The sequence below is a fragment of the Mesorhizobium sp. LNHC232B00 genome, assembly GCF_000502435.1.
Taxonomy (GTDB): domain Bacteria; phylum Pseudomonadota; class Alphaproteobacteria; order Rhizobiales; family Rhizobiaceae; genus Mesorhizobium; species Mesorhizobium opportunistum.
Genome location: NZ_AYWP01000030.1, coordinates 1 through 17,552 on the forward strand (window position 1 = coordinate 1; position 17,552 = coordinate 17,552).

17 protein-coding genes and 1 pseudogene are annotated in these 17,552 nt (G+C 63.6%); 6 read left to right on the forward strand and 12 right to left on the reverse strand.

The window, feature by feature from the left end; all coding sequences use genetic code 11:
- A partial coding sequence (locus X743_RS0137005; protein WP_031258454.1) for a TOBE-like domain-containing protein occupies positions 1–342 on the forward strand: 342 nt, incomplete at its 5' end.
- 9 nt (positions 343–351) lie between these two features.
- On the opposite strand, the gene X743_RS0137010 is transcribed toward X743_RS0137005, so the two are convergent.
- Positions 352–573 carry an AbrB/MazE/SpoVT family DNA-binding domain-containing protein gene (locus tag X743_RS0137010; RefSeq protein WP_023768254.1) on the reverse strand — a complete coding sequence of 74 codons (222 nt, stop codon included), beginning with the start codon at positions 571–573 and terminating at the stop codon, positions 352–354.
- 268 nt (positions 574–841) lie between these two features.
- Here X743_RS0137010 and X743_RS143625 point away from each other — a divergent pair, with 268 nt between their 5' ends.
- From X743_RS143625 to X743_RS143615, 3 genes are all read left to right on the forward strand, one after another.
- Positions 842–1,828: a sulfate ABC transporter substrate-binding protein gene (locus tag X743_RS143625; protein WP_023779845.1), complete on the forward strand. Its 987-nt coding sequence runs from the start codon at positions 842–844 to the stop codon at positions 1,826–1,828.
- A 251-nt stretch (positions 1,829–2,079) separates the two neighbouring features.
- Entirely contained in the window at positions 2,080–2,529 is a 450-nt protein-coding gene (locus tag X743_RS143620; protein ID WP_023768256.1) for an Rrf2 family transcriptional regulator, read from the forward strand.
- Positions 2,530–2,616: 87 nt separating this feature from the next.
- Entirely contained in the window at positions 2,617–3,747 is a 1,131-nt protein-coding gene (locus X743_RS143615; protein ID WP_023768257.1) for a hypothetical protein, read from the forward strand.
- On the opposite strand, the gene X743_RS143610 is transcribed toward X743_RS143615, so the two are convergent.
- From X743_RS143610 to X743_RS143580, 7 genes are all read right to left on the reverse strand, one after another.
- On the reverse strand, positions 3,742–4,290 hold the full coding sequence (locus tag X743_RS143610) for a gluconokinase (protein WP_023768258.1): 549 nt from the start codon (positions 4,288–4,290) through the stop codon (positions 3,742–3,744). The two genes, X743_RS143615 and X743_RS143610, sit on opposite strands and share 6 nt — an antisense overlap.
- Positions 4,291–4,295: 5 nt before the next feature.
- Positions 4,296–5,282 carry an ABC transporter permease gene (locus tag X743_RS143605; protein WP_023768259.1) on the reverse strand — a complete coding sequence of 329 codons (987 nt, stop codon included), beginning with the start codon at positions 5,280–5,282 and terminating at the stop codon, positions 4,296–4,298.
- Positions 5,279–6,259: an ABC transporter permease gene (locus X743_RS143600; RefSeq protein ID WP_023768260.1), complete on the reverse strand. Its 981-nt coding sequence runs from the start codon at positions 6,257–6,259 to the stop codon at positions 5,279–5,281. Before X743_RS143600 ends, X743_RS143605 begins: the two co-directional genes overlap by 4 nt.
- Positions 6,256–7,803, reverse strand: a complete 1,548-nt coding sequence (locus X743_RS143595) for a sugar ABC transporter ATP-binding protein (RefSeq protein ID WP_023768261.1) — start codon at positions 7,801–7,803, stop codon at positions 6,256–6,258. Before X743_RS143595 ends, X743_RS143600 begins: the two co-directional genes overlap by 4 nt.
- 79 nt (positions 7,804–7,882) lie before the next feature.
- Positions 7,883–9,010, reverse strand: a complete 1,128-nt coding sequence (locus tag X743_RS143590) for a sugar ABC transporter substrate-binding protein (RefSeq protein WP_023768262.1) — start codon at positions 9,008–9,010, stop codon at positions 7,883–7,885.
- A 303-nt stretch (positions 9,011–9,313) separates the two neighbouring features.
- Positions 9,314–10,348: a LacI family DNA-binding transcriptional regulator gene (locus X743_RS143585; protein WP_023768263.1), complete on the reverse strand. Its 1,035-nt coding sequence runs from the start codon at positions 10,346–10,348 to the stop codon at positions 9,314–9,316.
- 157 nt (positions 10,349–10,505) lie between these two features.
- On the reverse strand, positions 10,506–11,735 hold the full coding sequence (locus X743_RS143580; RefSeq protein ID WP_031258455.1) for an MFS transporter: 1,230 nt from the start codon (positions 11,733–11,735) through the stop codon (positions 10,506–10,508).
- A gap of 181 nt (positions 11,736–11,916) precedes the next feature.
- Between X743_RS143580 and X743_RS143575 the strand changes: the two genes are divergently transcribed.
- On the forward strand, positions 11,917–12,207 hold the full coding sequence (locus tag X743_RS143575) for a DUF3175 domain-containing protein (RefSeq protein ID WP_023768265.1): 291 nt from the start codon (positions 11,917–11,919) through the stop codon (positions 12,205–12,207).
- A gap of 150 nt (positions 12,208–12,357) precedes the next feature.
- On the opposite strand, the gene X743_RS0137015 is transcribed toward X743_RS143575, so the two are convergent.
- Positions 12,358–13,272 carry a GntR family transcriptional regulator gene (locus tag X743_RS0137015; protein ID WP_051508620.1) on the reverse strand — a complete coding sequence of 305 codons (915 nt, stop codon included), beginning with the start codon at positions 13,270–13,272 and terminating at the stop codon, positions 12,358–12,360.
- Positions 13,273–13,421: 149 nt separating this feature from the next.
- Positions 13,422–14,318, reverse strand: coding sequence for an NAD(P)-dependent oxidoreductase (locus tag X743_RS143570; protein ID WP_013894569.1), 897 nt, complete (start codon positions 14,316–14,318; stop codon positions 13,422–13,424).
- Positions 14,319–14,437: 119 nt separating this feature from the next.
- Here X743_RS143570 and X743_RS143565 point away from each other — a divergent pair, with 119 nt between their 5' ends.
- A complete protein-coding gene (locus X743_RS143565) occupies positions 14,438–15,376 on the forward strand; it encodes an NAD(P)-dependent oxidoreductase (protein ID WP_023768268.1) in 939 nt (312 codons plus the stop codon).
- Between the two features lie 61 nt (positions 15,377–15,437).
- Here X743_RS143565 and X743_RS01000000169395 read toward each other — a convergent pair.
- Both X743_RS01000000169395 and X743_RS143560 read right to left on the reverse strand, forming a co-directional pair.
- Positions 15,438–16,228, reverse strand: a pseudogene (locus tag X743_RS01000000169395) (FadR/GntR family transcriptional regulator).
- A gap of 178 nt (positions 16,229–16,406) precedes the next feature.
- A complete protein-coding gene (locus X743_RS143560; RefSeq protein WP_023768271.1) occupies positions 16,407–17,396 on the reverse strand; it encodes a sugar-binding protein in 990 nt (329 codons plus the stop codon).
- Positions 17,397–17,552 lie beyond the last annotated feature (156 nt).

Sequence of the window (17,552 nt, forward strand, 5' to 3'; positions counted from 1 at the left end):
TACGGCTTCATCGGCGAATCGAGCTCGCTCCCCGTCAAGGTCGAGAACGGCGAGATCTGGCTCGCCGACCGTCCGATCGGTCTTGCCGCGCCGCACGCGCCAAAAGGCGAGGCGACGCTCTATTTCCGCCCGCACGATGTCGAACTGCTGGACGGCTGCAGCGGCTGTATCGCCGGCACGGTGGCCGCCAGCCGCCGCGTCGCCGGCACGCGGCGCGTCGAGCTCGAGATCGGCGGCGAACGCCGGCGGGTCGAGATCGAGTTGCCGGTCGATCACCCGGCGGCGCAGAAGAGCCGGGTGGCTTTCCGGCCGGGGCGTTGGAAGCTGTTCCCGGCCGCTTGATCCCTAGGGTCAGGCGCTATTGTGCACAGGCGGATCGTTAATCGCGGGAAAGTCGTCTTCAGGGCCGAGCGGTGGCTCTTTCGCCCATTGGGCGAGCAGCGCCGTGAGGCTGGGTTTGCGAACCGGCTCGATGACAAGGCGATCGCCTTCACGGCTGATCAGAACCCTGTCACTCGGAAGTTCGAATTCGGCAGGAATGCGCACCGCCTGGCTGCGGTTGTTGCGAGACATTTCGCCTCCTTCGGCGGCGTTGTTGAATGGCGGTGCTGGGGCATGACTGCCTCCTTGTATGCCATTGTAAATGCGGCCCGACGCTGCAATGCAAGAAGGTAGAAACCGAAGGCAAGAGTGGGCTGACTGGAACAGAATTCCAATGAAAGGCGTTTCTGACGATGTATTTTCGCACAGCAATGCCATGGGTCGCCTCGCATGCCTCGCCGCGCACCGTGCGTCGCGGCTATGGTCGGGCTATAAGCGCATTGCATCGGAGCCTGTTTTCATGAAGCGATTTTTCCTTGGCGTTGCCACCGTCGCCGGCCTGTTCCTCGCATCCTCCCAAGCCTGGTCGGCCGACAAGTTGCTCAACGCCTCCTATGATGTTGGCCGCGAACTATTCGCCCAGGTCAACAAGGCGTTCATCGAGAAACATCCGGGCGTCACCATCGACCAGTCGCATGCCGGCACCTCGGCGCAGGCGCGCGCCATCGCCGAAGGCCTCGGCGCCGATGTCGTCACCTTCAATCAGGTCACCGACGTCGATTTCCTGGTCAAGAAGAAGCTCGTCTCGGCCGACTGGCAGAAGGACTTTCCCGACAACGCCTCGCCCTTCTATTCGCTGCCTTCGTTTCTCGTCCGCGCGGGCAACCCCAAACACATCAAGGACTGGAACGATCTGGTGCGCGACGACGTGCAGGTGATCTTTCCCAACCCGAAGACGTCGGGCAATGCGCGCTACACCTATCTGGCGGCAACCGCCTACGCCAAGGAAGCCTTCAAGGGCGACGACGCCAAGGTGAAGGAGTTCATCGCCAAGCTGTTCAACAACGTGCCGATCTTCGACACTGGCGGCCGCGCCGCGACCACCACCTTCGTGCAGCGCGAGATCGGGGACGTGCTGATCACCTTCGAGTCCGAAACACGCGGCATCCGCAAGGAGTATGGCGACGACAAGTTCGAGCAGGTCACGCCTTCGGTCAGCCTGCTTGCCGAATTCCCGGTTGCGATCGTCGACAAGGTCGCCGACGAGCACGGCACGCGCGATCTGGCCAAGACCTATCTCGACTTCCTCTACACGCCCGAAGGCCAGGATATCGCCGCCCGCAACGGCCTGCGGACCCGCGATGCGGCCGTGGCCGCCAAATACAAGGCCGATTTCCCCGATATCCGCCTGCTGACAGTGGAACATGTATTCGGCGGCTGGGACAAGATCCAGAAAGAACACTTCGCGGCCGGCGGCCTGCTCGACCAGGCCTATGGCAGCCGCTGACGGTTGCAGGATCTGAACGCGATGAAAGAGCCGGCGCCTTGCCGGCTTTTTCGTTTTTGCGCCGGCCGGTTTCCAGCACAATATCGGCGACCTCCGTGCAATACGTTACAAAGAATCAACGCGTTTGTGCCTAACGTGCCATTAGGCGTCTTGTTGTCGCCAAATACTGTCGCGCGGCGATACCGTCATTATTTGCACACAAACAGCCGCCAGATGCGGGTGGTTGGGGCTTTCAATGGGTTGATCAGGGCATGCTGACAAAAAAAGGCAAATACGGCCTCAAGGCCCTCGTTCATCTTTCCAGTCTTCCGGTCGGCCAATTGGCCTTCGTCAACGACATCGCGGTCGCCAACAACATCCCGAAGAAATTCCTCGATGCCATCCTGGGCGAATTGCGCAATGCCGGCTTCGTCCAGAGCCGCAAGGGCAAGGAAGGCGGATACCGCCTCGCCCGCCCGGCCTCCGAGATCAAGATCGGCCATGTCGTGCGCGTCCTCGACGGGCCGCTGGCGCCGATACCCTGCGCCAGCCGTACGCAGTACCAGCGTTGCGAGGATTGCGACGAGGCGACCTGCCAGGTCCGGCACATGATGCTGGAGGTGCGCCAGGCGATCGCCGAGGTGCTGGACAACCGCAGCCTCGCTGCCATGCGCGATGCCGACAACGATGATTTCCCGGTCGAGTTGACGTCGCAGATCTAGGCCACGGCCTGATGCGCGGCATTCGCTATCGCGGTTGCGCGGCCCATGTCGACGCAGTAAAGCGGTCTTGAACAACAGGCTGGACCGATGAGGCTGTCGTGGTTCGCAAAGTCCCGCAACCGCAAGCCGCCGTCCGCGGCCGCCTTCCGCACTGAAATCATCGCCGACGTTCGCGTTCCGGAACGGGCGGAGGACGTGCGCTTCTTCAGCCGCAAGCTGATCCGCCCCGGCAGGCCGCGCCGTTTCTCCAACAGGGACCCTCGCGAAAGCCTGCTGGCCGTCTTGTATCTCGTGGTCGCGGCGGCTTTGCCCGTACGCTGGTGGGCGCCGGTCTGCCAGCGCGTGTCCAGACTTGGCCTGAAGCGGCATCTGCGCAAGGAGTTCTCACCCTACGCCGAAGCCGTCCACGCAGTGCTTGGCGATGATATCGATGCGCGCAGCCTGTTCGAGGCCTTGCTCGCGGCACGCCATCGCCGCCGCCTGCAGCTTGCCGCGCATCTGGTCGCCAGACGCTGGTCGCCAACGACACGGCTGGAAGGGCTCGAGGGACTGCGGGCCGCCTTGCGACGCGGCCATGGCGCCATGATCTGGTGCGATCAGTTCACCTCGCAGACCATCTTCGGCAAGCGCGCCCTGCACGAGGCCGGCATCGGGGCCTATCAGGTGAGCGTCAACGCGCATGGAGTTTCCGAGTCTTCGTTCGGCCTGCGCTTCCTGAACCCGCCGCTGGTCAATGTCGAGAACCGGTTCCTGAAGGGTCGCCTCGTCTTCGACCGCGACGATGTCTATCAGCTCACCATCCGCATCCAGAAGGTCTTGAAGGAGAATGGCGTGGTGCTGATGACCAACAACATCCACGCCGGCTCGACCTTCACCGAGGTCGCTCTGGGCGACAGTGGCTGGACGCATCTTGCCTCGGCCCCGGCGAATTTCGCCGCCAGGGGCAAGGCGGCGCTGTTTGCCATGTCGACATTCGAAGAGGTCCCCTTCAGCCAATACCGAGCCGTCCTGAGCCCCGAGCTGGTGCCCGCGAACCCGCCAACGGGCATGTCCAGGGATGGAACCAAGAACACGGTCCTGCAGGCAAGCTACATCCTGCTCAAGCGTGATTGTCTGCTGCAGGCACTCAAGCATTGCCCCGAGCAGATGATGTCGTGGTCCCGTCGCCAACGCCTGACCGAGGGTCGACACGGCATCGGTGCCGATGACGGTTCATGACCGGCGCAGCAAACGGCTCGCATTCGTGACGAGTTCGGCCACCGGGCGCGTCGCATCGAGCGTCAACGCCCGCTCATCCATTCCCGGTGGCTCGAGGATGGCGAACTGGCTGTCGACCAGGCTTGCCGGCATGAAATGGCCTTTGCGGCCGGCGACCCGCTCGCTCGCCGTCGCCGGATCGATCTCGAGGTAAAGGAAGACGATGTCGCGGCGGAAGCCGCGCAGCCGTTCGCGGTAGCCGCGCTTCAGCGCCGAGCAGGCAGCGACCACACCCTGCCCTTGGCCGACCGACACGGCGATGCGCTCGCCGATCGCGTCGAGCCAGCCTTTGCGCAGCTGGTCGGTGAGCGGCTCGCCGCTTGCCATGCGGGCGACATTTTCCGGCGGATGCAGCCTGTCGCCCTCGATGAAGATCGCGCCCAGCACCTCCGCCAGCGCGGTTCCGACGGCCGACTTGCCGCAGCCGGCGACGCCCATCACCACGATCGCGGGGGGCGCCGAACCGGAGACGCCCGACGGCGCCTGGGCTGCCTTGTCGTCCATGGTGGTCAGCGGCTTGCCGGCGCGCGGCCGTAGAGCAACAGCATGGCGACGATGACCACGCCGTAGATGATCTGCCGCCCCGCTTCCGGCATCTGCATGACCGACAGGATGGATTGCAGGAGCGTGATCAGGATGACGCCGGCGACGGTGCCGAGATAGGAGCCGCGCCCGCCGAGGATCGAGGTGCCGCCGAGCACTACGGCTGCGATCGACGGCAAGAGATAGGCGTCCCCCATCGACTGTGCCGCCTTGGAGGCATAGCCGGCCAGAAGCACGCCGCCAAAGGCGGAGAGCCCGCCGGAGACGGCGAAGGCGATCATCACCACGCGCCTCGTGTCGATGCCGGAGAGGTAGGCGGCGCGCTCGCGGTTGCCGATGCCGTAGACGGTGCGGCCAAAAGCGGTGCGGGTCAGCACGAACACCATCGCGGCGCCGATCAGCGCCCAGATGATCACCGCATTGGGCACCGCCGGAATGGCAAAGCCCGTGGCCAGGTAGCGCATGGCGCCGGTGGCCGAATCCTGGGGCGAGAAGCCGCCGGTGTAGACCACCATCAGCCCTTGCGCGACGGCATTGGTGGCAAGCGTGATGATCATCGAGGGGATGCGCAGATAGGCGACGCCAATGCCGTTGACGACGCCGATCAGCACGCCGCAAAAGATGCCGAACGGAATGGCCAGCGCCACGCCGACCGGACCGTAGGCGGCCGCTGCGCAGGCCATCATCGCGCCTGCCGCCACCGACCATGGCACCGACAGGTCGATCTGGCCGAGCAGGACGACCAGCATCATGCCAGTGGCGATGACGCCGAGAAACGATGCCACTTTCAGCTGCTGCAGCAGATATTCAGGCGACAGGAAGCTGCGCGAATAGAGGCTGCCCAGCAACAGCAGCATCACGATGCAGGCAAAAGCCGTCAGCACCGCCGGATCGGCGCGGCGGATGAATTTCGGCATGCGGCCGGCAATGCCGCCCAAGGTCGTATCGCTCACAGGAACCACTCCAGCCGGTTGCGGACCCGAAACAGGGCGAAGGCGCCGAGGCTGACGGCGACCAGCAGGATAACCCCCTGGAACAAGGGCTGCCAGAGCGGATCGAAATCAAACACGAACAACAGGTCGCCAATGGTGCGGAAGGCAAGCGCGCCGAAGATCGCGCCGATGGCGCTGCCCTTGCCGCCGAACAGCGAGACGCCGCCCAGCACCACGGCGGCGATCGAAAACAGCGTGTAGGCGTTGCCGCTGGCATAGGCCGCTTCGCCCGTATAGGTGAAGAAGGTCAGGAACAGGCCGCCAATCGCGGCCAGCAGCCCGGCCAGCGCGTAGGCAGCGAACTTGCCGCGCCTTATCGGCACGCCGGACATGTAGGCGGCCGTCTCCGAGGACCCGGCCGCGTAAGCCGCCCTGCCGAGCACCGAGCGGCTGAACGGCACCCAAACCACCAGCACGACGGCCAGCAGCACGACAAGGCTCGCCGGCACCACGCCGAAAACGCGGCCCGTCAGCGCATCGGCCAGGTCCTCATTGACCGAACCGCCCGGAAAGGGCCGCAGCAGAAGGCCGATGCCGTAGTAGACAGCGCCCGTCGCAATGGTGGCGACGATCGGCTGCAGCCGCCCGTAGATCACGATGGCGCCATTGACGGCGCCGCACAACAGCCCGACCGCCAGCACGGCGACGACGCCGAGCGCCGTCTGCATCGGCGTCCCCACCACCAGCCAGGAGGCGAGACAATTGGTAAGCAGGAAGATCATGCCGACGGACAGGTCGATGCCGGCGGTGATCACCACCAGTGTCTGCGCCATGGCGACGAAGGCGAGCAGCACGCCTTTGTTCGCCGCCGTCTGCACGACGTTGGCGCTGAAGCCGGCCGGATGGTTCGCGCTGTAGATGGCGAACATGACGATGAAGATGCCGAGCGCCAGCAGCGTTCCGCGCTGCTCGGCCAGCCAGTAGCGCCAATCCTTCACGCACTTGCTCCCAGGCCCACCGGGCTCTCCTTGCCGTCAATGTTGAGCGCGCTCGATATCAGCGCCCGCTCGGTGATCTCGGCGCCGACTAGCTCGCGCTTGACCGCTCCGTCATAGAGGACCAGCACCCGGTCGCAGCAGCCGATCAGCTCGTCATAGTCGGTCGAATAGAACAGGATCGCCGCACCCGCATCCGCCAGCTTGCGCATCAGCTGATAGAGTTCCTGCTTGGTGCCGACATCGATGCCGCGCGTCGGATCGTTGAGCAGGATGATGCGCGGCTGGCGCATCAGCCATTTGGCGATGACCACCTTCTGCTGGTTGCCGCCCGACAGCGCGCCGACCGGAATGTCGAGCCCTGCCGTCTTGATCGCCAGAAGACCGACCATGTCGTCGATCAGCCGCTGCTCGGCCGTGCGGTCGATGATGCCGCCCCTGGACAGCCGGTCGAGCGCGGCGAAGGACAGGTTCTCGCGCACCGTCATCGGCAGCATCAGCCCTTCCGTCTTGCGGTCTTCGGGGATTAGCGCCATGCCTATGCCGTCATCGCGGGCGGCCGATGGACTGGCGATCGCCACCGGTTTGCCGTCGATCAGGATTTGACCGGACAGCCCGCGCAGCACGCCGAAGAAGGCGAGCAGCAATTCGCGCTGACCCTGGCCGTCGAGGCCGCCGAGACCGACCACCTCGCCGGCCCTGACGGTCAGCGAGATGTTGTCCAGCCGGTCCGCCCAGGAAAGCTTGCGGGCTTCGAGCCTGGGAGCGGCGGTGGCAGGCACCGCCGCCGGCTTGGGCGGAAAGATATGGCTGTATTCGCGGCCGATCATCAGTTCAACCACCTCATTGTCGCTCTTCGAGCCGGCCTTGTAGCTGGCGACATTGCGGCCGTTGCGAAACACCGTGCACTGGTCGGCCAATTCGGCGATCTCGTTCATGCGGTGCGAGATATAGAGCAGCGCCAGCCCTTCCGAGCGCAGCCGCTTGAGCACCTCGAAAATCCTCGAGACATCCGCCGCCGTCAGCGCCGAGGTCGCCTCGTCGAGGATGAGGATGCGTGGCTTGCGCGCCAAGGCCTTGGCGATCTCGACCATCTGCCGGCGCGACAGCGGCAGGTCCTTCACCAACGCCAGCGGGTGGATGTCGGCTGCCCCCGCGCGCGCCAGCGCATCTTCCGCGATGCGGCGCTGCGCCTTGCGGTCGATCATGCCGAAGCGTTTGGGCGGGTCGGAAATGACGATGTTGTCGGCGACACTGAGTTCGGGGATCAGCGACAGTTCCTGGAAGATGCAGACGATGCCGGCCTTGTTCGCCGCACCCGGCGAAGCGAAGGTCACTTCACGCCCGTCCAGCATCATGCGGCCCTCGTCGGGTGCCACGACACCGGCCATGACCTTGATCAATGTGGATTTGCCGGCGCCGTTTTCACCGAGGATGGCGTGGATGCTGCCGGCAGAAACCGACAGATCAGCCTTCTCCAGCGCCCGTACGCCGCCATAGCGCTTGGATATGCCTTCCACGCGCAAGAGCGGAACCGCGCCGTCCATCAACCCTCCCCAAGGGTAATTGCGATTGGAACAAGCGGCCGATGCCGCGGGATTTCTCCCGCTGCATCGGCCGGTCGGATTATTTGTTTTCCTTGGTCTGGCCCATGATCTCCTGGGCCGTGAAATTGATGCCGCAGGTCGGGAAGGAATTGCCGACGAAGAAATTATCGGACTGGTCGGGGAAGAAGTCCTGGCCTGCCTTGAAGTTGGGATCCTCGACGATTGCCAACGGCAGCTTGACCGACTGCGGCACGACATTGCCTTCGAGGGCCGCTATCGCGGTCTTGATGGCGACCGCCACCTGGGCAGGACCAGTGCCGGCCGATGAGCATTTGAGCCCATCCGCCGCATGCGCCGAGCAGAATTTGCGGAAGCCATTCTCCGTTTCGCCGCCGAACGGAACAAATGGATGCTTGGCGTCCATCATCGCCTGCACGATTCCGGTATCGCCGCCCTGCCCAGTGATGCCGTCGAAAGGTCCATTGGTGGCAATCGCGTCGGCCGTCGCTTTCTGGGCCACGCCGTCGTCCCACTTGCCGACGACCTCGGTGACGGCCCACTTCTTGCCGGAACCGTCGAGCACTTCGTGGATACCGGCATGGCGGTCGGTATCGACCGATGTGCCGGCAACGCCGCGCACCTCGAGCACCTTGCCGCCGTTCGGCACGTGCGACACCAGCCACTTGCCCCACAATGCGCCAAGCCCCTTCTGGTCGACATTGACGTTGATGGCGTCCTTGGTATCGAGAATGTTGTCGAAGGCGACCAGCACGACGCCGGCTTCCTTGGCACGCTTGATGACCGGTCCGAAGGCGGTCGGATTCTGCGCGTTGACGACGATCGCGTCAAAGCCGGAATCGATGAAGTTGTTGATCGCGGAGATCTGCGCCGGAACGTCCTCGCCGGTCGAGACGACCTTGAACTCCTTCAGCTTCTTGGCGACATCCGCCTGTGCGGCATAGGCCTTGGCGGTCTGCACCATCTGGATGCGCCAGGTGTTGGCGATATAGCCGTTGGCGAGCGCAATGCGGTATGGACCGTCCTTCTTGGGAAATTTGAAGAATTGGGTATCGGCGGCCCAGGGCGCAAAACAGTCCGGCTCGGCGGCCGGTCCCTTGACGACCTCAGGCCCCGCGGCCATCGCAGCCGAGCTCAACATGACGAATGCAGTGGCGGCAACGATGCCACCAACGAGTGACTTGATCATCGATATTCCTCCCATTTGCAGTTCTGATTTATCTTTTTGGCTGCAGTACAACTGACGCGCTTGCTCAAGCACCTCCTGCCTTGGCCCGCCGCTGTTTCAGGCGGTCAACGCCGACCTGATCCTCTCCCTTGTCGCTCCCTCAAGCGGCTACGAAAACTATCATATTATCCATAATAAACAAGAAACATTCTGTCGCTTATGGATAATAAACAGAGTTGTTCCTCTTGCGAGTTTTCGCGAGCGCGGGATGGTAGCGCTACCAAGAAAGGCTGTAAAGTCTCATTTCAGCGAACTCTAAGATACTCAGCGGGCAGTGCTCTCGCGGCGCTTGAGCTCGAAGCCGAGATCGACGACCCGCTGCTGCGGCCTGTCGCCGCCGATCGCTGCCAGCGCCATGGCGACAGCACGCCGGCCGATTTCATAGCGATGGGTGCGGATGCTGGTGACCGAGGGAAACGCCACCTGCATCATGTCGAGGTCGTTGAAGCCGACGATGCCGATGGTCTTTGGAACGTCGATCGCTGCGCGGTGGCATTCGAACAGCACGCCGAGCGCGATGTCGTCATTGTTGCAGAACACGCCCTCGAGCGTCGGAACCTTGGCAAGTGCATCCCGGAACAGTTCACGGCCAAGCGACACGCTGGACGGCACCGGCGTGGTGGTGATCAGGCGCGGATCGAACAAGCCGGCTTTTTCCATGGCGATCCGGTAGCCGGCAAGGCGGCGCTGCGAGCGCGGATCCATGCGGGCGCCGATGAAGCCGACACGACGATACCCCATCTCGATCAGGTGCTCGGTCGCCGTTCTGCCGCCGTCGAGATGCGAAAACCCGACCATCATGTCGACGGGATCGGGACCGGTCTCCATCACCTGCACCACCGGGCAACCGGCATTCTCCAGCAGTCGTCGTGAACTCGGCGTCTGGTCGATGCCGGCCACGATCAGCGCCGCCGGCCGCTGCGAGCCGAACAGTTGCAAGAGCCGCTCCTCCTCCAGCCCGGAATAGTGCGTGTTGCCGAGCTGGATGCGGAACGGACTGTCCGACAGGCTGTCATAGATGCCGCGCACCACCTCGGCGAAGACGTTGTTGGTGAGCGAAGGCACCAGCACGCCGAACACCTCGGCGCGCGCCGAGGCCAGCGCCCGCGCATTGGGGTCCGGCACATAGCCGAGTTCATCGACCGCTGCCTGAATCTGCCGGCGCAAATCCTGGCTGACGCGCTCCGGCTCGCGCAGCGCGCGCGACACGGTAATGGCGCCGACGCCGGCCTTGCGCGCGACATCGGATATGGTCGGGCGGCCGCCGCCTCGGCGCGAGCGCGGCTTGATCAAGGCCATGGCCCGTGCGCATGTCCGCCGAAGCTGACCCGCAATACGATCATCTGATCTGTCGACATGTCACCGGCCCGTTGCCGCACCCTTCGGCCTTTGGCGTCGCGCAGTGCCTGTCCGTTGTCAAGCCGAGGCGCTTAGCAGCCGCACCGCGCCCCTTAACTCAGATGGCTGCGACGGTCCTGTGTCTCGCCTTCCACATGAACAGGCCGATGGCCAGTATGTTCAATAAATTCCAGGCGATGCCGTTGAGGAATGCCGCGGCGTAGGAACCAGTTAGGTCGTAGATCCAGCCCGACATCCAGCCGCCGATCGCCATGCCGAAAATCGTCGCCATCATGACGATGCCGATACGCTGGCCGGCCTCCTTGGCAGGCAAATATTCGCGCACGATGATCGCGTAGCACGGCACGATGCCGCCCTGCGACAGGCCGAATACCAGCGACACGACATAGAGCGAGGCGAGCCCGTCGAACGGAATGTAGAACAGCAACGACAGGCATTGCAGCACCGAACCGATAAGCAAGGTTTTCGCGCCGCCGATGCGGTCGGCAATAAAGCCCGAGGCAAGCCGGCTGACGACTCCCGCCGCCATCATGATCGACAGCATGTCGGCGCCATGCGCCACCCCGTAGCCGAGATCCATGCAATAGGCCACGATATGCACTTGCGGCATCGACATCGCTACGCAGCAGCCGAGACCGGCGACGACCAGCAGCGCCTGCAACGCCGCCGGCGACATTGGCATCGGCTGCACCGGGCGGCTTCCCGGCGAGCCGGCGGCCGCGGCCTCCGGAGCGCCNCGCCGCAGCATCAACACCAGCGGCACCATCGTAACCAGGCAAAAGATGCCGATGGCTGCATAGGTGAAGCGCCAGCCTTCCGCTTTCATCACTGTCGGCATGATGGTCGGCCAGATCGCTCCGGCAAGGTAATTGCCTGCCGCCGCGGCTGTCACCGCGACGCCGCGCCTACGGTTGAACCAGTGCGAGATGTCGGCGATCAGCGGCCCGAAGATCACCGAGGTGCCGACACCGATCAGTACCCCTTGGGCAAGGGTGAATTGCAGGATCGAGGTCGACAGCGCAGCCAGCAGGAGGCCTGCGGATAGCGCCACGGAAGAGATCAGCGCCGGGATCCAGTACCCCATGCGGTCGATGGCGCGGCCGACCAGCACATTGCCGGCGGCGAAGCCCACCATGGTTGCGGTGTAGGGCATCGATGCAGCGGCGCGGTCGACGCCGAACTCGGCCTGCACGGCGGGCAGCACCACGACGACAGCCCACATGCCCACGGCGCCGATCGTGGCCAGCAGCATGGAAATGGCAAGGCGCATCCAGGCGTAGGAACTGTCGATGCCGGGGCTCGGTCCGCTCAAGTCTGTTCGGGTCAAAAGGCGTTTCCTGTCGGCGATCTCGAAAATCGGCTGCCGTTGGCCTCCACTATCGGCGCATTCTGGGCTCGCAGCAGCGCCACGACAGGCAAATCCGTGGCTCCAGAATGGACAAGAATGCGGGAACCGACGCCAATATGTGGAGTTTTCCGGTCAGCAACCCCGCAAAGGAGTCCCAGCCATGACCGCTGCCAAGGAAAAATGGTCGGCCGAGGTGACCGAGCACAGCAACGCGATGGATCTTGAGGACCATGTCTTCGAATCCGACGATGCCAAGAAGATCGCAGCCTCGCTCAAGCGATCTGCCGAACACAGCCACAGGCGCAAGGCCGAGCCGTTTCAGTCCGCCATGTCGATGCTGAATTTCTACATCAACCGGGCCGGCAAGAACCTGCCCGCCACGCGCAAAAAGGTGCTCGAGAACGCCAAGGACGAACTGCGGGTGGCCTTCGGCCGCGAGAAAGAAGGCTAGCGCCGGCCAGGGTGTGTTGAGATTCAGGTCAGGCCGCGCCGAGAATGGTGGTTTTCGAGAACCGGCGCGCAGCGTACGTTTGGTACGTGAGCACCGGAAGCGCAGAAAACTGCCGTTCGCAGGCCGGCATCACCTGAATATCAACACACCCTAACGCGACTTGATCACGTGGTCGGTGTTGGCCAGCAATTTGCGCACCGCGTTGCGTGCTGCGTCCGGCCGCTGCAGGCGGATGTTCTTCTCGATCGCCTCATGCAGCTTTTGCGCATGGTTGAGATCGTCGACGGCCCGCGTCGTATAGGTGAAGAGATGATCGAAGGCGGATTCGATCAGCACGCCGAGCGGAACCAGCAGATCGTTGCCCGAGGCGCGCAGGATGGCAAGATGGAAGTGCGTGTCGGCGCGCGTGCGCTCCTGCAAGCTCGTCGCCTCCCCCATCTCGCGGCAGGCCTGGCTGATCTCGGCCATCTGCTCGTCGGTTCGCCGCATGGCGGCAAAGGCGGTCGCTTCCGGCTCGATGATATGACGGAACTCCTGCACCGTCTTCAGGAACACCTCGCGGTCCGGCGACGTCGCGTACCAGGCGAGCACGTCTCGGTCGAGCAGGTTCCAGCGCTCCTTGGGCTCGACCCAGCTGCCGATCTTGGGGCGTGAGGCCAAAAGGCTCTTGGCCATCAGCATCTTGATCGCCTCGCGCACCGCCGAGCGGCTGACGTTGAAGGTCTCGGCCCATTTGGCTTCGTTGGGCAGGATGCTGCCGGGNTCGACCCAGCTGCCGATCTTGGGGCGTGAGGCCAAAAGGCTCTTGGCCATCAGCATCTTGATCGCCTCGCGGACCGCCGAACGGCTGACGCTGAAGGTCTCCGACCATTTGGCTTCATTGGGCAGGATGGTGCCCGGCGGATAATCGCCGCGCACTATCCGCAGACCAATCTCGCTGGCCAGTGATGTGTGCACGCTGGAGCCGGGAATGCGCGCCGCGTCGGACCGCCGAACACCGGCCGGGCGCTCAGCGGCTATAGCCTTTTTCGGCGATCTTTCCTTGTTCGGCTTTGCGTCCCGCATGCACTTCAGAAAGGCCGGTTTGCGGAAGCTGTCAAGCACTGTCGGGCGGTTAGGCCGTAAAGCCCGCAGCTATGCACAGCCCAGCCCGTTCAGCTGCTCGATTGCATATGTTGAGGTTCAGGCCGGCATCACCTGAACCTCGACCTGCCTCAGGCGGTTTTGACGTATTTGCGCCAGCTATGCTCCGGTCGGAAACCCAGCATGTCGCGCGCTTTGCGGTTCGATAGCAGCGTCTCGTATTCGCCGAGTTCCGCCTTGACCGGCACATCTGGATAGAAACGCTTCAAAAGCTCCGCCGTCGGCAGATCCGACGACGTGTCGTCATTGGCGGCGTTGAACACCTGGTAGCCGAGCCCATCCTTCTCGATGGCGCGCAGCGTGATCTGGCCGAGATCGCGCGCGTCGACATAGCTCCAGGCGATGCGCTTGCGGAAGCCCGGATCGGCGAACCATTTCGGGAACAGCGAATACTCATGCGGTTCGATGACGTTGCCGATGCGCAAGGCGTAGATGTCGGTGCCATTGCGCTGTGCGAAGGCCCGCGCCGTCTTCTCGTTGACGATCTTGGACAGGGCGTAGCTGTCCATCGGATCGACATCATACTCCTCGTCGAGCGGGAAATATTTGGGGTCCCGCGGCTCGTTGGCGAAGACGAGGCCGTAGGTCGTCTCGCTGGATGCGACGATCACCTTGCGGATGCCAAGCTTCACCGCGGCCTCGATGACATTGTAGGTGCCCATCGCATTGATGCGGAACACCTCATTGTCGGGCGTGATCATGATGCGCGGGATGGCGGCGAAATGCACCACCGCATCCACCGGCTGCGGGCGCAGCGACGGGTCGAATTCGTGCAGGCCCATATAGCTCGACAGCGCGTTGAACACCTGCCCGCTGTCGGTGATGTCGGTAATCAGCGTGCGCACCTTGGGATTGTCGAGCGGCTTGGTGTCGATGTTGAGCACCTGGCAGCCCTGCTCGACAAGATACTGCACGACATGACGCCCAGCCTTGCCGCTGCCGCCGGTGAACATGATCCGCTTCGTCATTGTGGTCTCCATGACAGGCTCTGGAATTCCCGTGTATTGTCAGACAATATTGCTTTCTGCAACCGCGTAGGGCTAAAACGGCGGCGCTATTATCAATAATCTGGGATAGGACTGATAACATGAACACGACTGCCGCGCGCGAGACGATCGGCTTCATCGGCCTTGGGCTGATGGGACACGGGATCGCCAAGAACATCGTCGACAAGGGCTACCCCCTGACGTTCCTCGGCCGCAAGAACCGCAAACCGGCGGAAGATCTTCTGGGCCGTGGCGCCAAGGAAGCCTCGACCTCGCGTGATGTCGCCGCGGCATCGACGATCGTCTTCATCTGCGTCACCGGTTCGCGTGAAGTCGAGGCCATCATCCGCGGCCCGGGCGGCCTCAAGGAGGGGTTGAGAAAAGGCTCGGTCGTCGTCGATTGCTCGACCTCCGATCCGGTCTCGACCGTGGCACTGGCGACCGAACTCAAGGCATCAGGCATCGACTATGTCGACGCACCGCTGAGCCGCACGCCGAAGGAAGCCTGGGAAGGCACGCTCGACGCGATGGTCGGCGCGCCCGACGCTCTCTTTGCCCGGGTGAAGCCGGTGATCGAGACCTGGGCCGGCCGCATTGTCCACATCGGCGACACCGGCGACGGCCACCGCATGAAGCTACTCAACAATTTCATCTCGCTGGGCTATGCCGCCATCTATTCCGAAGCGCTGGCCCTGGCGCAAAAGGTCGGTATCTCGCCGCCGCGTTTCGACAGCGTCATCCGCAACGGCCGCATGGATTGCGGCTTCTACCAGACCTTCATGCGCTGGACGCTGGAAGGCGACCGCGACGCGCACAAATTCACCATCGCCAACGCCTTCAAGGATCTGACCTATCTGGAATCGATGGCGGGTGCCGCCGGCATCGCCAACCCACTCGGCAACGCCACCAAGAACTCCTTCGCCGGCGCCCATGCCACAGGCCCGGCCGAGCAGTTCGTGCCGATGCTGGCCACCCATATCGGCAAGGTCAACGGCGTCGACCTGATGCCTATGAAGGACGGCAAGAAGCAGACGATTTGAGAGAACAGCTTTCCCGGGGAAAGTGCGTCAAAACAAGGAGTTGGAGCAGCTAGGCGGGGCCTTACCGCCGCCCTCGTCCAATCCCTTCATCGGTGTCGGCAAGCAGCTTGTGCACCGCATTGCGCGCCGCCCCCGGGCGCTGCAGGCGAATGCTTTTCTCGATCGCTTCGTGCAATTTCTGCGCTCGTGGCTGGTCGCCGACCTGCCGCGTGGTGAAGACGAACAGATGGTCGAGCGCGGACTCGATCAGCACGCCGAGCGGCACCAGCAGGTCGTTGCCCGAGGCGCGCAGGATGGCGAGGTGGAAGCGTGTATCGGCGCGGATGCGTTCCGGCAGGTTCGCCGCCTCGCCCATCTCGCGGCAGGCCTGGCTGATCTCGGCCATCTGCTCGTCGCTGCGCCTTATGGCGGCAAAGGCGGATGCTTCCGGTTCGATGATGTGACGGAACTCCTGCACGGTGCGCAGGAACGCTTCGAGGTCGGGTGCGGTCGCGTACCAGGCAAGCACGTCGCGGTCGAGCAGGTTCCAGCGCTCCTTCGGCTCGACCCAGCTGCCGATCTTGGGGCGTGAGGCCAAAAGGCTCTTGGCCATCAGCATCTTGATCGCCTCGCGCNCGCCTCGCGCACCGCCGAGCGGCTGACGTTGAAGGTCTCGGCCCATTTGGCTTCGTTGGGCAGGATGCTGCCGGGCGGATAATCGCCGCGCACGATCCTGAGGCCGATCTCGCTGGCCAGCGAGGCATGGACGCTGGCTCCCGAAAAGTGCGCGGCATCCACTCTGCGCGCCGCCGGATCGCGGTTGGCTTGCACCTTGGCCCGGCTGGCTTGTTTCTTTGCCTTTTCGTCCGGCATTCACGTTCCAATAGGTCGGCCGACTGTCGTCCGGATGGATCCGGATCTGCGCGCCGATCCCGTTGCCGAAATCAAATTCTGGACGCGTCAAAGCTGGAGCCAATCGCCCCGGCTACCGCGTCTTCCTGAAGGTTCGATGGAACGGGGCGCCCGTCGCCGGGCGCCCCGAAGTTGCAGCCTATTTCTGGATGCAGGTGTCGACCGTGTCCTTGGTGCATTCGTCGAGGCCGGTGAAGACCGGATCGTCGACCTTCTTGCCCTCGATGAGGTCGATCATCACCGTTGGCGCCTTGTAGCCCATCTCGAACGGCCGCTGGCCGACCAGCGCGGTGACAAGGCCGTCTCTGGCGATCGCCACCTCGTCGCCGATCGTATCGGCGGCGCCGATGACGAAGTCGTTCTTGGCCAGCCGGTCCTTGAGCGGGCCGATCAGGTCGCGATAGGGCTGCGGCGCGCCGAACAGCGGCCAGCCGCCCATGATGCCGAACGCATCGAGCTTGGGGTTGGCGGCGAGGATGTCAGTCATCGCCTGAACACCCTTGGCGCCGTCGTCATTGGTGAACACCGGGCAGCCTGCGACTTCGGTCCAGCCACCTTCGCCGGCAAGCGCCGAGAGCCCTTCCTTGCCCGTCAGTGCGTCGCGCATGCCTTGCGCGCGGCGCAGGATGTTGTCGGCCGCCGGATTGCCCTCGATGGTGCAGATCGTGCCACCATTCGGCTTGGCCTTCTTGATGTATTCGCCGATCTTCTTGCCCATCAGATAGTTGTCGGTACCGAGATAGGTCTTGCGAAGCGAGGCGTCGTCCTTGGAGAGGTCGGCGTCGACCGTCATGATCGGGATCGTCGGATTGGCGGACTTGATCGTCTGCGCGATCAGCGGCGCGTTGGACGGCGAGATCGCCATCGCGACCGTGTCGGCCTTGCTCAGCATGTCCTGGACGATCTGTGCTTCGCCGGCTTCGTCGGAAGTCGACGCCGGGCCGGTGTAGAAGCATTCATATTCCGAGCTGGCGTTTTCCTTGTTCCACTTCTCGCAGCCTTGGTGGATGGCCTCGAAGAACGGATTGTCGAGACCTTTCACCACGATGACGAGTTGCTTCTTGGCCAATGCCGGCCCGGCGCCCAACGCCATGGCGGCGACGGCGGCGAGCAAAAGTGTTTTCCTCATGTCAGTCCTCCCTTGGAAACAGACGGGCACGGCGTGCCCGCCACACAAACCAGCCCGGATGCAAGATGACGAAGGCGCGAGCGCTCGTGCCATCAAGCCAGGCCGATAAGCATTTTCAGATGCGACCGGGCCGGCATTCGCCGGCACGGTCGATAA

Coding starts and splice junctions, on each gene's coding strand:
- X743_RS143595 (WP_023768261.1), bottom strand. CDS start 7,803: ATGGACGGCGCGGTTCCGCTCTTGCGCGTGGAAGGCATATCCAAGCGC.
- X743_RS143585 (WP_023768263.1), bottom strand. CDS start 10,348: ATGGCCTTGATCAAGCCGCGCTCGCGCCGAGGCGGCGGCCGCCCGACC.
- X743_RS143610 (WP_023768258.1), bottom strand. CDS start 4,290: ATGGACGACAAGGCAGCCCAGGCGCCGTCGGGCGTCTCCGGTTCGGCG.
- X743_RS143625 (WP_023779845.1), top strand. CDS start 842: ATGAAGCGATTTTTCCTTGGCGTTGCCACCGTCGCCGGCCTGTTCCTC.
- X743_RS143590 (WP_023768262.1), bottom strand. CDS start 9,010: ATGATCAAGTCACTCGTTGGTGGCATCGTTGCCGCCACTGCATTCGTC.
- X743_RS0137010 (WP_023768254.1), bottom strand. CDS start 573: ATGTCTCGCAACAACCGCAGCCAGGCGGTGCGCATTCCTGCCGAATTC.
- X743_RS143560 (WP_023768271.1), bottom strand. CDS start 17,396: ATGAGGAAAACACTTTTGCTCGCCGCCGTCGCCGCCATGGCGTTGGGC.
- X743_RS143620 (WP_023768256.1), top strand. CDS start 2,080: ATGCTGACAAAAAAAGGCAAATACGGCCTCAAGGCCCTCGTTCATCTT.
- X743_RS143570 (WP_013894569.1), bottom strand. CDS start 14,318: ATGACGAAGCGGATCATGTTCACCGGCGGCAGCGGCAAGGCTGGGCGT.
- X743_RS143565 (WP_023768268.1), top strand. CDS start 14,438: ATGAACACGACTGCCGCGCGCGAGACGATCGGCTTCATCGGCCTTGGG.
- X743_RS143615 (WP_023768257.1), top strand. CDS start 2,617: ATGAGGCTGTCGTGGTTCGCAAAGTCCCGCAACCGCAAGCCGCCGTCC.
- X743_RS143575 (WP_023768265.1), top strand. CDS start 11,917: ATGACCGCTGCCAAGGAAAAATGGTCGGCCGAGGTGACCGAGCACAGC.